The sequence below is a fragment of the Streptomyces thioluteus genome, assembly GCF_039535865.1.
The window spans coordinates 30389-46186 of sequence record NZ_BAAAXZ010000040.1; the positions used below are offsets into that span (position 1 = coordinate 30389).

The window sequence follows — 15798 nt, forward strand, 5'->3', positions numbered from 1 at the left end:
ACAACGCCACGGGCCTGAATCCGGGAGAGCCGGGGTGCGGCCTGAACTTCACTGATGCCGAAGCGTGTTCCTGCCCTGGAGCCATGTCGCCGACGCCTGCAGCCGGTACATCAGTTCACCTCGGAGGCCGGAACACGCCGGCACATCGGGACATATGCTGCGGCCCACGCGCGCCTTCGATCAGGCGAGGTCCGCGAGGAGCAGGTCCAACGTGACCTCCTCCTCGGCGCGTACGCCGAGTTCGGCCAGGGCCGGGGCCAGGGCCGAGTCCCAGGGGGCCTCGACCGGGGTGCCCGTCAGGGGCGGCAGCGACGGGCGGGCGGTGGCCAGCGCACGGTAGTCGGTGGCCGTGTACCGCCAGGGGCGCCATGGCACGCTGCGCAGCAGCACGCCCGCGATCCGCAACCCGCCCCAGTCGAAGTCGCCGTGGTAGAGCAGCCTCGTGCCGCTTCCATGGAGCCGGCGCAACAGGGCGAGGGCGGCGGCGGACGGCTGGCCCTGGAGGCAGACCAGGGGCGTGCAGTCGGCACCGTGGGTGTCGGCGGCGGCTGCGAGGACGGCGGGATTCTCACAGATCCGTACCGTCGGAGGTGCCGTCGCGGGCGCCCGGTGAACGAGCTGTCGCAGGGTCAGGACGCATGGCTCCCCCACGTCCGCCAGCCAGTCGAGGGCCGGATCACCACGCAGGTTGAGGGTGAGGACAGTTGACGACAGGTCGTCGCGCAGCAGCCCCGCCGACGCCCATGCGTCGCGCCGCCATGCGGCGCCGCTGCCGTCGGGGAAGCCGGTGAGGGCGCGGATGCCCGACAGGGTGAGGGTGGCCAGGGGCGTTCCGTCGTCCAGGGCATGGGCACTGCCGAGCACTCGGGCGGCGAAGGCGGGCAGGGACACGGCGGGATCGGCCGGGAGTGCCCGCAGCGCCTTCACGGTGTCGGCGAGGAGCGGGCGGGCGGCGCGGGGAGTCCGGGCGAGACGCCGTACCAGGCCCTCGGCACGGAGCCGGGACGTCCAGCCGGCGAGCCGGGGCACGTCGCCGTCGAGCAGGTGGAGCGGCTCGTAGGCGGCTTCCCAGGCGTGGGCTTCCTCATGACGGGCCTCACTGAGCACGGTGACAGGCCCGGTGAGGGCGGTGACCGCCGTGGCGAGGCCGTCGGGGCTGATGCCGGAACGCCGCACCACGGCATCGACGATGTCCAGCCGGACGGACAGTGAGCGGCCGGCGCGCGGGGCCCGACCCAGCAGGCGTTCGGCCGCGGCGCGTTGGGCGTCTGTGGGGTGTGCCAGCGAGACGGACCCGGTGAGGGGCTGTTCGCGGGCCAGCCGCCGGCGTATGCGCTCGATCAGCCAGGCGAGGTCGGGGGTGCCGAGCAGCCGGCGCAGACGTTCGGCATCGACTGCGCCCGGCGGCCCGGTGTTCACGTCCACAGCACCTCCTGGTCGTCCGCCCCGGCCGGGCTCTGCTCGGACGACGGGTCCTCACAGCGACGGCGTGCGGTGCCGTCCCACTCCCAGCGGGTGACCAGGACAGCCGCCACCTCGTCGACCCGGGAGAGCTGCGCGATGGCGATGCCCGGCACCTGCGGGTAGCACGCCCACTCCCGCTCACTGGTCATCACCACGTCCAGGTCGAAGGCGTGCAGCAGGCCCAGGCACTTCGCGCGCGAGTCGTCGTCGACTCCCGCGAACGCCTCGTCGAGAGTGACCAGACGCGGCGCGTACGGGTTGCCCGCGCTCGCGTAGTGCGAGGACGCGGCGGCGAACAGAGGCACGGACACGGCGAGGACCCGCTCGCCACCCGACGCCGGCCCGGTGGCAGGCACCCAGCGGCCCTGCTGGTGGCGTTCGACGCCGAACTCGTGCCACATGCGGTAGTCGAGAGCGACAGTGAGGTGTTCGAGCCAGCTGCCGGCGGCGTCATCCGTCTGCTGCCGGGCGATCTGTGCCTGCAGGAACTGGCCGACCGCCGTCCGGTCCTCGGGTGTCCAGGCCTCCGCGGACTGGCGCAGACGGTCCCGGGCCCGGTCGAGGCCCGCCGGGGCCTTGCGTGAGGCCCGCCACACCAGGCGCAGCTTCATCCCGGTCGAGGTGGGGCGTTCCTCCAACTCGGCGTTCATGGCCCGGACCTGTCGTTCGGCGGCACCGATCAGCTCCTGCAGCGTGCCCGCCACCTCGGTGATGAGGTGGGTTTCGAGGATCTCCCGCTCGTGGGCGGAGAGGATACGGGTGAGCTCGCCGACCTCCGCGGCCAACGCCTCGGCGAGTTCGGGTACGGCGCGTTCGCGGCCCTGGTAGACGATGTCGACGACCATGCCGTCCTCGACCATGCGGGCGGACGCCGTGTGCCCGTGCCGGGACAGGGCGTCCTGCAAGGTCTTGAACTCCTCGCTGAGACGGCGCTGTACGCGTTCCCAGGCGCCGTCGGAGTCGTCCGTCCTGGACAGTTCGGTCTCGATGGAGCGAGCCAGGGTGATGGCGGGGGTGGCTGCCCATGGCCCGTCCCGCAGTGGCGGAACGGCGAGTTGGGGCAGAGCGACGGCCATCAGGCCGGTGGCCGCGAACCGCTGAAGCGCTGCGATGGCCTCCGACCGGGTGGCGGTTGCCTCGGCCAGCCCGCGTTCCAGCTGCTCGATACGGCCCTCGGCCCGGCTGACCCGCCGGTCGGCGTCCAGGTGTTCCTCGCGGGCACGGCGCTGCCCGGCGCCGCACTCGCGGAGGGCGCCGGCGGTCTCGGCCAGCCGGCGTTCCAGTTCGGCGACTGCCGCGCCGACCGTGGAGCGCAGGGTGCGATGGCGTTCGTCCGCGACGGCGGCCTCGCGGGCCGCTTCCTCGGCACGCAGCGCGTGCTCCGCGGCTCGCTGCCCGGCCTGTTCGGCCTCGCCGCGCTCCTCCCCCACCTGGCGGGCCGCCTCCGTCCGCTCGCGCAGAGCGGGCCACAGGTCGGCGAGGACCAGGGTGAGGTCGGTAAGAGCCTGGCGTACAGCGGCGAGCGCGCCGCGGTCGACGGGCAGGCCCACGTCGGCGGCGGTGGCGTCCAGTTCGGCGGCGGCCCGCTCGGCGGCCCGGACGGCCTCGGCGAGGTCCGCGGCTCGTTCGTCCCGCCGGTCGCGGTCCCTGCGCATGGCATCCGCGGCCGCGGCCGCGTGGGCGTATGACTGCCGGAGCGGGGCGTCGTCGGGCGCGGCGGCCAGTTCGGCGTCGAGTCCACGGCGGCGGGCCGCGATGTCCTCCGCCCGGGCGGTGGCGGTGGCCAGCTCCTCCTGGAGCGCGGTGAGCTCTCCGCGCAGGGCGGCGATACGGGACCGTCGGGCTTCTTCCCGGGCGCCCTCGCCGAGGTATTCGGCCGCGGGCTTGGCCCACCGGCCGGTGAGCGCGCCGATCCGGAACGTCCCGTCGAGGGCCGCCCAGGTGTCCCCGCCCTCGCCCAGTCCGATCGCCGCGAGCAACCGTGCCACCGTCTCCTCTCCCACCGCCGCGGCACGGTCGTCACCGTGGTCCACGGCCGGGAGCAGGACGTCGGCCAGCGACGGCCCGGGCACGGGGCCGGCCTGCGGCGCGAGCAGGACATCATGCCCGGCGCCGAGGACGGTGCCGTCCGGGCACACCCAGGCGTCCAGCAGTCCGGCCGCCTCCAACGCGGCCTCCAGGCCGGCGCGTTCGACCGCTTCGAGCCCGTCACGGAAGTCGGCCAGCCGCCACAGGGGGGCGCCGGGCGTGCGCTCGCGCAGCTCCTGGGTGCGTGTGTACGGGGCCTCGGGGCCGCGCCGGCCGCCGGCCTCGAGCGCGCCCAGTTCCCGTTCCCGGTCCCGGCGACGGGCCTTGAGCTCCTTCGCGTGGTGTGCCAGGTCTGCCGCCCGGTCGGCCAGCTCCGCCGAGGCGGAACTGTGGGCACGGGCGGCGTGAGTGCGTACCGGGCAGGGCCCGTCGAGGTGAGGCGCCCACTCCTGGACCTCCTCAAGGACACCGACCGGGTCGGGGTACACCAACTCCCGGCAGATGTGGATGTGTTCACGTACAGCATCGACAAGCGTCCGCCCGACGGACGCCGTGGTTTCCTCTGCCCGGTCACGGGCCTCGGTCGCGAGCGCCAAGTCGGACTCCGCCTCGTCCAGCCGTCCGGCGGCCGCGCGGCGCCCGTCCTCCGCCCAGTCGGCCTCGTTCGCCAGGCGTTCCACATGGACGAGGGTGCGCCGCCTGCGGTCCGTCGCGGCCTCGGCCTCTTCCCGCGCGGGTTCCCCGGAGAGGGGGACCCGCGCGTCCCCGGCGGTCTCCCGGACACGTTCGAGGACGGTACCGGCCCGGTGCTCCGCGGCGGCGAGCCGCTGCTCCGCCGCGCCGAGCCGCTCCAGGGCCCGCGTGTGGAGCCGCACGGTCTGCTCGTGGTCGGCTTCCGCGCGTTCCTGTATCCGTACGCCGCGGGCCGCCTCCCCGGCCGCCTGCTCCAACTCGTGGGCGCTGCGCATCTCCGGGCCTTCGCGCAGGGCGGCGTCCTGGGCCCGCAGGCGGGTCTCGGTCTCCTCCAGGGCGGCGATCCGTTCCCCGGCCGCCGCCCTGTCCTCCTCCGCGCGGGCCTGGTGCGCCTGCTCCTCTGCGTGGTCCCGCTGGAGGCGCTCGTAGCGGGAGTGCTCGGTCCGCGGCAGCCGTGCCCGGCGGCGGGTGGCGATCCGGGCGTAGCGCCGGTAGTGGTCGAGGAACGCCGAGGCGGCGTGCTCGGCCTCGGCTGCGGCCCGCACCTCCTCCTTCTCCTCGTCCAGGGAACGGAACGCCTCCGCCGCGGCGGCGATGACCGCTTGGTCCATGGGCGGCAGCGCCTCGGTCAGGGCCCGGGACAGGGCCGCCTCGTTGGGGCGCTTCGACAACTGGGGCTGGCGCAGTTGGATGAGCAGGTCGACGAGGGCGGCGTACCGCTGCTCGCCGAGTCCGAACAGCGCTTCGTCGACGGCCCGTCGGTAGGTTCTCGCCTGGTCGTACACCATGCCGTGCCCGCTGATCGCCTCGGCGAGCCGGTCGCGGGACAGGGCGGTGCCGGTCGGGTCGAGCAGGCTGAGGTCCCGGCCGACGCGCTGGTCGGTGACGGCGTACCAGTGACGGGCGATACCGCGTCCGGTGACGGCCTTGAGACCGCAGGCGAGGGTACGGAAGTGTTCCTCGCCGCTCGTGCCGTCCCGTCGGCCGAATTCGATCCAGGTGTAGCCGAGGCGTTCCGGGTGCGGGTGTTCGCCGCCGAGGAGCAGATTCCACTCCATGCGCTTGCCCGGGTCGCCGTCCGGCTCGACACGGCGCGGTGTGAGGTCTCCGTCCAGCAGGAAGGGCAGGGTCAGGGCCAGGACCTTGGACTTTCCCGTGCCGTTGTTGCCGCGCAGCAGGAGGCGCCCGTCATGGAAGTGGAACTCCTCCACGTCGTAGTGGAAGAGATCGACGAGTCCGATGCGCAGCGGCTGCCAGCGGGAGCGGGTGGGGGGCGGGGAGGCCGGGGAAGGCGGTCAACTCTGCTGTGCCTTTCGCTGCTTCGGCATGCGCGTGGTGCGCAGGGTACCGGGTTCACGTACGACCGTCTCACCGACGGCGTAGCGGGCGAGGGCCGGGCGTGGTGCGGCCGTATCGCCCTGACGGACGATGAGCCCGAGGGCCGCGAGCTTGGCGAGCGCCTGCTCGACCAGTTCGCCCTCCGCGCCCGGTTCCCTGGCGGACTTGGCCCAGAATCCGCCGTGTTCGGCGGCGAGGTCGCGGACCTTCCGCTGAAGGGCGTCCATGGTGACGGGTCCGGAGGCGGCCGCGAGGTGTTCGGCGAGCAGCAGGGTGATGTGGCCGTGCGTGCCCTGTTCGGGCATGCGGACGTCGGTGAGGTCGTCGTCGGGATCCACCATGGCGATGCCCTCGGCCCGCACTTCGGCGACAAGTCCGGTCAGTTCGGTGATGCGGGCGGTGAGGAAGCCGCGCTGCCGGGTGAGGTAGGCGAGCTCCGCGTCGGTCAGCTCGTCGTAGTACAGCACCGGATCGTCGATCAGCCGGCGGGTCAGCGACCGGCGCATCGCGCGGAATCGCAAGTCATCACTTTCCAGGGCGGTTTCGGCGACCAGTTCGGACAGGCGCTCCTCGAAGGTGCCGGAGTGGACCGTCGAGGGGCCCCGGCGGGTGGCGAGCAGCCCGGCCAGTACACGTCGCTCGACGTCGTAGAGGACATCGCCCGCCCCACTGACGTATGCGTCCTCGTCCCCCGCGACCCGCCGCAGCACACCGAGCTTCAGCAGCAGCCGTACGACGGCGGCGAGGTCGAGGCGTTCGTCGCGGCGGTCCAAGGTGAAGTGGATGCCGGCCGCGACGAGTTGCGGATCGGCCGCGTCCAGGACGACCTGATCGGCGAGGCGGCCGAGCGCGATCTGCGACTCGCCCCGTTCGAGGGCGGCGAGGGCGAGACAGAGCAGGACATAGCGACGCCGGGTGAAGGGAACTCCTGCCCGGCCGGCCTCACGAGCGGGATGCGCCGGACCGTTGAGGCTGCCGGGGATCTTTCGCAGCCGGGCCGCCTCGGCGTCCACCCGCAGGGACCATCCGGTGTTGCGGTCGAACCACTCCCGCAACTCCGAGGCGTGGCGGCGGACGAGCCGGTAGTCATCAATGTGCGGCCCATGGGCGAGCAGCAGGGGCTGTTTGAGCAGGGCACGCGCGGCCTTGCGCAGGTCGGCGGAGCGCTGGCCGTCCAGCACCTCGGCGAGTGGGGTGCTCATCGTGTGTCGTCCCCCTCCGTCAGGTCGACGATCTCGATAGCGTGGTCGGGTCCGCGGAATCTGCCGCCGGGCGTGGTGATCTCGGCCGTCGCACCGTCGCCGAGCGCCGTGAGGCGGATTTCCATGGAGCCGTCGTTGCTGGTGGCGGAGGTATGGGTCAGTCCGGGCCGCCAGGTGGCGAGGGCGTCACCGAGAAGCTGGAGGAAGAGGCCGAACGCCAGCGGGTCGAGTTCGCCGAGCGCGGCGAGGCGGGTGGTGCCGCCGGTGGCGAGCCGCGTCCGTGCGGCGGCGGTCTCGGCCGCCTGCTTGGCCGCGATCTCGGCGAGATGGCGGCGCGCGGCGGAACGGTCCTCGACCTTGCGGGGCTTGCCGCGTCGCTCATAGCTGCCGGTGCGCCGCAACTGCGGGCTGATGCGCAGCGATTCGGCCTCGGCCCACGGGGTCGCGGCCGGCACCGGCCGGGCCGCGCGGGCGGCGAGGGTTTCGGCGTCGACGGTGAGATGGCGGGCCGGGGAGAGGCCGAAGGCAGTGCGCCAGAGGCGGTGCCGGGCGTCGTCGTCGGGTGCCTCGGCGAACCACCGGGCGAGCGCACGGAAGTCGGCCGAGCGGTCGGAGCGTCCGGCTCTCCGTTCGTTCAACGAACGTACGACGGCGAGGAGCTGGGGAATGGCCCCGAGTGCCCGCCCGCGCAGCAGCCGCGCCTGCGACTCGCATCCGTCCCTGGTGATGAACCAGGCGGCCAGCCCTTCCCAGCGCTCCGTCCACCGCGCGGACGCCTCCTGCACGGCGTGCTCCGCGTCCTCCGGAGCGGCGTCGGTGGCCTCGCGGACGGCGGCGGTCCGCAGCAGCGGCACGATCATGCCGCCGTCCTCCAGTTCCAGGATCAGCTGGGCGATGCGTCCGCCGAGAGTGATCAAGTCCTGGATGAACCGCTCCAGATACTGGATGAGCCGGTCCTTGTAGGCGAGGAAGACCGCCTCTTCGACGTCGTGCAGATCGATGGTGCGCTGCAGGGAGCCCATGAAGGCCCGGGCGTTCTCCGCCAGGGCGGCGAACCGGCTGGTCAACGCGGAGAGCGCGAGATGGGTCTTGGCCGGGTCAAGGTCCTCCTCCGCGCCCAGGACGAGCAGGGCACGCAGCTGGGTGACGATGTCGTGCAGGGCGACCGCCTGCAGTGCCCCGCGCCGGCCGAGCGCCTCGTCGTACGCCGACAGCGCCTGCTCCGCCGCCTCCCCCGCCTGGGTGAGCTGATAGACGAACCGCTTGCGGTAGAAGTCCTCGACGGCGGTGACCCGTGCGGTGTCCGGATCGGCGCGCAGATTTCCCCACTCGACAAGGCTGTCGAGCGCCTTGGCCACGGTCCCGAGGTCGGCCGGACGCTCACCGGCCGGCAGGGCGGCCTGCACGTCCTCGGGCCGCAGGTGCACCGCGAAGCGTTCCTTGGCGGCCAGGAACGTCCGCATCGTTCGCCGGTACAGGGCGGTGTTGGGCGCAGTAAGGTGCGCAAAGGGGGCGTATCCGGTGAGGGCCGGAGTCTCAGGCGTCGCGTTCATCTCTCTGCCATTCTGTCCGACGCACACCTGCCTTGACCGGCCCTGGTGGAAAGGGCATGACCGGCCTTGACAGGACAAGCCAGGATCCCGCAACTCTCATCGAGCGGTTCACCCGGCGGCTCGGCCGGTCCCCAGAGGACGCAGGAAGCGGCTCGGTTCCCCGTTCCAGGTGATCACCAGGGCGTCGCGGGCCCGGGTCGCGGCGACGAACAGGAGCGAGCGGGCCCGCTGGAGTTCGCGCTTGTGGCGGGAGCGGTCGGTCTTCTCCCAGGCGTCGACGGAGGACCGGGGGACCAGGCCCTCGGCGACGCCCGCGATGATCAGGCGGCGGTATTCGAGGCCCTTGAAGCGGTACATCGTCCCGATGTGCACCCCTTCGTTGTGCCGCGGGCCGTCCGGTGTGATCTGCGTGTGCGGGATGCCGCGCCGGGCGAGCCGCTGGGCCACCTGCGCCACCATGTCATTGGTCGGGACGCAGACCGCCATGGCCTCCCGGGGAATGTCGTGCCAGGCCTGGAGCTGCTCGACCACGAAATCCAGCTCTTCATCCCAGTTCGCGGCGCCCCGCAGGGACGGACGCAGGCCGTGCAGCACGGAACGGTATCCGGCGAGACCCTCGGTGCCGCCGTCGAGGTCGTCGTACTCGGTCCCTTCCAGCAGACCGATCGCGGATCCCAGGATCTCCCGGGTCGTGCGGTAGCTGAGGGTCAGCTTGGCGGAGCGGCCCCGGATGTTGACCCCCAGGCTGCCGAGGGTGACCTGGTTGTCGTAGATCCGCTGGTGGGTGTCGCCGACCAGGAAGAGGTCGTCCGGCCGCGCCGGGACCATGGCCCGCAGCATCTTCCAGTGGGCGGCGCTGAGGTCCTGGGCCTCGTCGACGACGATGTGCCGGTAGCGGTAGCGCAGCCACGCCCCGGAGCCGGACTCGACGTGGATGTTGGCCAGACCGCCGCGCTCGTCCCGCTGCCGGGCCCGCGCGTCGATCTTGGCCTTCCGGGCCGTCTCCAGTTGGGCCGCCCGTTCCGCGATCTGGCGGTGGGTCTCCAGCCCCTTCACGTCGAGACGCTGGGTGAACCGCTCGGCGAGCTGCCAGATCTCGGCCCGTTCGGCCCTGGACACGCTGCGCCCGCGGCCGGCCCTGCGGGCCCGGAAGTAGTCGGCGCGCGACGCCACGGCCTGGCCGAGGATCACCTGGTTCCACTCGTCGCCGAGAAACTCCGCGTCCCAGCGGCTCTCCCCCGTCTCCACCAGCATCTGCCGCCACTCGCGCAAGGCTTGTGTGTCGTCGATCCGGCGCTTGGTGTTGCCCGGATCCGCCTCCGTGACCACGCGCGTCGCCAACTGGTCGACGTGCACGATGTCCACCCGGGCCACTGTCTCGGGCCCACCGAGCGACAGCAGCCGGGCCCGCAGGTCGGCGGCGAGGTTCTTGTTGAACGTGGTGAACAGGACCGGCTTGGTGTGGCCCGGGGGCAGCTGGTCCACCAAGTGCCGGACGCGGTGCAGCGCGACGATCGTCTTTCCGGTGCCGGGGCCGCCGCCGACCCGGGCGGGTCCGGAGTAGGCGCGACGCACCAGTTTCTCCTGAGTGGGGTGGAGAAAGACCTTCCAGCGGCCGAAGTCACGCTCTTCCAGGATGCTTTGCAGTGACTCGTCGTCGGTGATGACCACGGCCTGCGAGCGGTCGACGGCCGTCTGCCAGTCGTCGGCGTCGATCCTCTCCTCCGGCCCCACCGCGACCGGCTCGGTGACCTCCTCCCGGACCTGCTCGTAGGGAACACCGTCGCGCAGCCTCAGCAGCACTTCCGCGGTGTGCCGGGGGGCGTATTCGGCGAGTCCGAGGAGCTCGTCGTCCGTGGTCAGCTTCAGGGCGACCGGGATGAGCGGCTCGGCCACGCCCAGGCCGGCGAGCTGTTCCGCGCTGTACTCTCCGAACAGCGGCTGCTCCGCAGGGGGTTGCGGGGCGGCCGGCGCCGGGGCGCCTCGGCGGAGGACGTCCTCCTCGACCACCTGGAGGTCCACATAGTCGATGGCGCCCGTGACCTGGTTGATGCCATAGGCGAGCCGGTCCAGGTGCTCGTAGACGTGCTTGCGGTGCTTCACGCCGACGAGCAGCCAGTCGTCGCCGCCGAGTCGGAGCAGCAGCGCCCGGTACTCCCGGTTGACCCGCGCGGACCACAACCGGTCATGGCCTTCGAGCTGTTTGAGGTGGAAGCCGCCCGACTCGGGGTTCCTCCGGAAGTCGTGCTGGAATTTGTAGACCGCCCCCACAACGGCCCGGTCCAGCTTGACGATCTCCTTGTCGGCCTTGTCCAGCAGACGCAGCGTCGCGCCCGCGGTGGGCGTCCCGGTTGCGGTCATCGGTCGTGCTCCTCGTCGTCGTTCTCCTGAGGTTCGTGCCGGGCGGGACCGGGGGCGGACGGCCGGTCGCGGGGCGGACCGGCGAGTCCTTCGGCGAGGTCCCGGGCGTCCCACTCGGCTGCGGTACGGACCCGCCAGCCGGCCTTGGCGAACGCCGCGTCGCGGTCCTGCGCGTCGCTGTCCGGGGTGCCGTCGGCACCTGGCCGGTGGGCGAGGACCACGCCGGTGCGGTGCGTGGGCCAGGCCAGTTCGGCGGGCCACGCGGCGTCGCCCAGCTCGTAGCCCGCTTCCGGAGCGGGCACCCCCATCGAGGCCAGTTTCCCGGCGAGTTCACGCAGGCCCGGCTCGTCCACCAGGTACGGGAGGACGTCGGTGTCCCAGCCCGGGTCCCGCACCGCCGTGGCGGTGCCGGCGTCCGGCCCCGTCTCTTCCCCGGCGTCCGGTACGTACCGCTGCCGCCGCGAGGTGAGCCAGCCGGCGCCGCCGGACACGTTCAGTTCCAGCGGGTCGAAGCCGGGCAGCCGGCTCGCCGCCAGTTGCACGCCGTCGCCTTCGCCCTCGTTGAGGAACTGGAGCAGGTTGGTCCAGTACAGCCAGGCCCGCCACCGTCTGCGGTGCGCTTCCTCCGGGCCGGCGAGGGCCTCCGGTGAATCATCGAGCACGGTGAGCGCGGACCAGACGGCTCCGCTCTGTCCCCCGCGCAGATCGAGGACGAGGGTGAGGGGACAGCCTGCGGCGTCCTTGGCCGCCATGACCTGCACCGCACCCTGGCCGCCGGAGAGATGCCCGCCCCGGAGCGCTTCGCCGATCCGCCGTCCGATCTCCGGGCCGTCGGCCAGTGCCCTGCCGGTCCCCTGCACCGCGGCGAATCCCGCCAGCGCGCTCTGGGCGCGCAGGCGCCACAGCTCGGGATCGGGGTGGGTGAGATAGCCGATGAGGGTCTCGACCGGATTGGTCCACACCCAGCGGGGGAGGTCGCGGGGGTCACCGCCGTGACGCCGGCGGTGCACGTCCTGGGCCACCCGCTGGGCGGCGTTCCGGTACGGCACCCACACCGGGTCGTCGGGGGAACTCCGCTCTCCCGCCCAGGTCTGGACGTCGTCCCAGGTCAGCTGGAAGACCATCCAGCCGTGTCCGGAGCGGAGCCGGGTCCGCTTGTCGGCGTCGCCCGCGATCCGGTTGCAGTCGCGGTGCGCGTGGTAGCGATAGCCGTCAAGGTAGACCGCGACGCGCCGGTCGTCCTCGGTACTGCGGAACACCACATCGGGCCGGGTGAAGCCGAGATCGGTCTGGGTCTCCATCCGCCAGCCGGTGACGGTGCCGTCCGGGGCCCTGAACCGCAGGGTGACGTCGTGCTCGCCGTCCGGTGTGAGGGCCGTCCGTACGCTGACCTCGTCGGTCCGCTCGGCCCAGGCCAGCAGACCCCGCCGGAAGAGGGCCTCCAGCTCGCTCTCCACCTGGGGGACGAGGGTGATGTCCTCGGTGGTGTCCACGGGTTCGGTGTGCCAGCCGCTTCCGTCCCGGCCGAAGAGCTCACCGAGCATGTCGAGGGCGTGCTGCCGCGAGACGTGCGGGTACTCGCTGTCGGCGACATGCCGCAGCAGACAGCGGTGGCAGGCCGGCCGTCCTTCGGCGAGGCACGCGCAGCTCTCGATGACCTGCCGAGCCCGGGCCAGGACCTCGCGCAGACCTTCGGGGCCCGCGAGGCGGTGCAGATACCCGGTGCCGCCCGGCAGGGTGTCGTACAGCACGAGGAAGTTGCGGCGGACGTCGCGGTCCCCGTTGCCGGGATCGGGCATCGACGCGGTGACCACCGAGAGGTGGTCGGGGTCGCCTCCGTAGCTGTGGGCGATGCCCGCGAGCAGCAGCGCCTTGAAGGAAACCAGACGCTCCTGGGTGTGGGCGGTGACGGCGGGGATGAGAATGCGCAGCGCCTCGGTGCGCAGTTCGTGGGCGAGCAGCAGCCGCACGCCGGCGTCCGCGGGGCGGTCTCCGGCGTCCGTCTCCCGCAGTGCGGGGCACCAGGGCCGGTGGTACTTGGCCGGGTTGACCGTCTCGTCGCCGTGGTGGTCTCCGGCCGGCCCGCCGTCCGGGTCGGCGAATCCGCAGCTCCGGCACACCCAGAACGGATTGAGCCGCACCCGGCGTCCCGCGAAGGCGTCGTCGGTGGCCGACTCGACCCGCGCGGCGCCCGCGTTGAGGTGCCGGACGACGGCCCGCCGGGTGAACTCCCAGCCGAAGGTGGCCTTCCGGTGCCGCCAGGCATCCCCCTTCTCGATGGCGCCCTGGGCGATGTCCACGGCCGGTATGACGGTGTAGTGCCGGCGCTCCCGGTCGTCGGTGTCGTCCCGCACGCGGATGTCGTCCCGCCGGTCCCGGGAGTGGACGCGCTGCGGCACCAGCACGCGATGCAGGCAGCCGGCATCGCCGATCGCGGTGGAGCGGCAGCGCGGGCAGGCCGAGGGGTCGTTCTCGGCCCGGTGGGTGCGGACGTGGCCGCAGTCGGGGCAGACGCGCCACCACAGCCAGGACGGGCGCCGGGGGCTGCCGATGTCGAGACCGGTGATCCGGTGCTTGTAGCCCTGGACGTAGAAGTGGTTCCCGGGAGCGAGGTCCGTCAGCGCCAGGAGGGCGGAACGACCGTACGTCAGCGTCCTGTTCTTGTACTCGATGCCGTCCTCGGTCTCCTCCTTCCAGGTCAGCGTGGCATCGAGCCAGGTCAGGGAGTCGATCAGGCTGTAGTTGGGCAGCAGTCCGAGTTCCACGAGCGCGGTGTGGGCGGTCTGCCTGCTGAGCTCGGCGGAGCGGTGGTTCACGGCCCGCCGTTCGGCGCGCAGTTCACGCCGCCGACGCTCCTGCTCGGGTTCGCCGGCCGGCAGCCCGCGGTCCGCCTCGTCGATGGCCTCGACCCGCCGCCGCAGCTCGTCCCGGTTGTCCTCCCAGTTCCTACGGGCCGTGTCCAGCTTCTCCTGGAGGCCGTCGGTGGCGTACGCGCGCAGTTCGTCGGCGGCCTGCGGGCTCACGCCGGTGCCGCGCCGCTCGTCGTACGGCGGGAAGAGACCGAGGAACCGCTCCACCAGGAGCGCGCCGCCGGTGGTCGCGGCCTCGGTGAAGTCGGCGAGCCAGGGCGTCGACACGAACAAGGCGGGTGGCGAGGCGGGGCAGTGGCGGGACCGGCGTGTGCGGGTCGTCCGGCGGGAACAGCCGCCCGGCCCCGGCCTGATCGAGGAGATGGGCGAGGTACTGGCGGCGCAGGATCTCCACCGCCGACAGGAAGCAGCCCGGCGGCCGGACGTCCCCGGCGATCATCAGCCGGGGGTCGTCGAGGTAGTAGCGGTCGCGGGGGCCGCGGTCGACCATGGTGAGCAGATAGGCGTTGCCGGTACGGCGGCCCGCGCGGCCCACCCGTTGGGCGTAGTTGGCGGGCCCCTTGGGCAGCGAGCCGAGCACGACGGCGGACAGGTCGCCGATGTCGATGCCGAGTTCGAGCGTGGGGGTGCAGGAGAGGACCTGCGGATTGGCGTAGTGGACGTCGGTCCCGTCCCGGAACGCCTTCTCCACCACCTCCCGTCGTCCGCGGTCGAGTGTGCCGGTGTGTTCGGCGGTGTTGATGGTGTAGACGCCCGCCTCGCGGTACATCCGCCGGTAGAAGTCGTCGGTGAAGTCGCGCTGCCGCAGCCCGCGTTCGACGGCGCGGCCGGTGCGGAGTTCGCCGCCGCAGCGATACCGGGGGCAGGTGCGGCCGTGCCACTGGTCGGCCAGGTCGGGGTGGACGGTCCGTTCCCAGGAGCAGACGGGGCAGTATGCCGACGCGTCGGCCACGGTGTCGTCGGCGAGCTTGCGCAGCTCGATGTGGCCGGGTTGCAGTCCGTACACCCGGGTGGATCCGTCCCTGGCGGTGCGGACGGACAGCACCCCCGCCCCGGCGAGGGCCGGCAGCAGCCGTGTCAGGAAGGCGTTGGCGGCCTCGGCGGACCGCAGACCGAGCGCGCGCCGTGTCCAGTCCTGGTATCTGCCGAGCCGCCCGGTCGCCACGTCGAAGTCCTCGCTGCCGCGTTTGGGGCCGCCGAGGAGGAACGCGGGGGCGGAGAGTCCGCGGGGGAAGGCCGGCATGCCGGGTGCGCGGTCGCGCCAGATCGCCGTACGGCCCACGCCGGCCTGGTCGATCCAGCTGTCGAGCCAGACGTGCCGGATCGCACCCTGGGTGCGCAGCCGCTCCAGAAGACCGCGCACGTAGCCGATGAACCGGTCGGGGCCGGGCGCGGAGCCGTCGGGCAGGGCGATGTCACCGGGGGTGGTGTGCAGCAGCTCGCGGACGAGGCCGGCGACCGCGTCCGGGTCCTTCAGCGGGACATCGGCGGCGACCGTACGGGTCAGCTCCAGGGTGCGGCCCCGCCGGGATCTCAGCCCGAACTCCATGACCGCGGCGAACGCCAGGCGCTGGGCGATGAGTTCCCAGGTGGCCCTGGAGCCCCGGCCGCGGCCGGTGAGGAGCGTTTCGACACCCCGGAGGACATGCAGATCGGGCGGGATCACGGCGGCCCGTACCGCCTTGCTGTCGACGACGTCCTCGATGATGTCGGCCACCAGGTCGCTGAGGGCGACCGGCTGTTCCTCGTCGATGCGGCTGGCGAGGAGGGAGCGGAAGGAGAAGGTGTACGCGCGGCTGGCGACGTATCCGGCGCGGTGGGCGGCGTCCTGGACCGAGTCGTTGAAGAGGAGGGTCTTGTTCTCCTTGAGGCTCTTGTCGAGCTCGCCGCCGGTGAAGAGCTGGGTGATGGCGGCCGCGGCGAGCGCGGCGAGGCCCGTCCCCAGGTAGCGGATGGCGTTGCCGGTGCGGCAGGCCGGGCACTGGTCGCGCTGGGCGGCCTGGTCGCTCGCCAGGTCGACGACGACGAACGCCGCGTCGTGCAACGGCTTCGCCGTCCGTGGTCCCGTCCCGTCGGCCGGGTCGGTGAAGTCGGACTCCGGGCGGAGCGGGCGCAGCCGTCCGGTCAGTCCCTCCAGGACCATGACGGCCGGGCCGCCACGGGGCTGCTCCGTGGCGAAGGCCGCCTCGTACGCCTGTTGTCCGGTGGCCGCGATCATGTTCCGTACGCGGCGCTTGTCGCGGCCCATGGAAGCGCGGCGGATCTTCGACGCGTTGAGGTCGAGCTCGG

At 72.7% G+C, this 15798-nt stretch carries 7 protein-coding genes; all 7 read right to left on the minus strand.

The window, feature by feature from the left end; genetic code table 11:
- Window positions 1-180: 180 nt before the first annotated feature.
- Complete coding sequence (locus ABD794_RS05495) at window positions 181-1425, minus strand: TIGR02679 family protein (RefSeq protein WP_344961160.1); 1245 nt, start codon at window positions 1423-1425, stop codon at window positions 181-183.
- Window positions 1416-5432, minus strand: coding sequence for a TIGR02680 family protein (locus tag ABD794_RS05500; RefSeq protein WP_344961167.1), 4017 nt, complete (start codon window positions 5430-5432; stop codon window positions 1416-1418). The genes ABD794_RS05495 and ABD794_RS05500 overlap by 10 nt, the downstream gene beginning before the upstream one ends.
- A gap of 48 nt (window positions 5433-5480) precedes the next feature.
- On the minus strand, window positions 5481-6725 hold the full coding sequence (locus tag ABD794_RS05505) for a TIGR02678 family protein (protein WP_344961162.1): 1245 nt from the start codon (window positions 6723-6725) through the stop codon (window positions 5481-5483).
- Window positions 6722-8278 (minus strand): TIGR02677 family protein, encoded by a 1557-nt coding sequence (locus ABD794_RS05510; protein WP_344961163.1) that lies wholly within the window; start codon window positions 8276-8278, stop codon window positions 6722-6724. Before ABD794_RS05510 ends, ABD794_RS05505 begins: the two co-directional genes overlap by 4 nt.
- Window positions 8279-8386: 108 nt before the next feature.
- Window positions 8387-10639 (minus strand): UvrD-helicase domain-containing protein, encoded by a 2253-nt coding sequence (locus tag ABD794_RS05515; RefSeq protein WP_344961164.1) that lies wholly within the window; start codon window positions 10637-10639, stop codon window positions 8387-8389.
- The gene (locus ABD794_RS05520) at window positions 10636-13662 is read right to left on the minus strand and encodes a Zn-binding domain-containing protein (RefSeq protein ID WP_344961168.1); all 3027 of its coding nucleotides are present in this window, start codon (window positions 13660-13662) and stop codon (window positions 10636-10638) included. The genes ABD794_RS05515 and ABD794_RS05520 overlap by 4 nt, the downstream gene beginning before the upstream one ends.
- Window positions 13586-15798, minus strand: a 2213-nt coding sequence (locus tag ABD794_RS05525) for a helicase-related protein (RefSeq protein WP_344961165.1), incomplete at its 5' end; no start/stop codon positions are given. The genes ABD794_RS05520 and ABD794_RS05525, both read right to left, overlap by 77 nt.

Excerpts from the sequence above, each read along its gene's own strand:
- ABD794_RS05505 (WP_344961162.1), bottom strand. The coding sequence starts at position 6,725 with ATGAGCACCCCACTCGCCGAGGTGCTGGACGGCCAGCGCTCCGCCGAC.
- ABD794_RS05510 (WP_344961163.1), bottom strand. The coding sequence starts at position 8,278 with ATGAACGCGACGCCTGAGACTCCGGCCCTCACCGGATACGCCCCCTTT.
- ABD794_RS05515 (WP_344961164.1), bottom strand. The coding sequence starts at position 10,639 with ATGACCGCAACCGGGACGCCCACCGCGGGCGCGACGCTGCGTCTGCTG.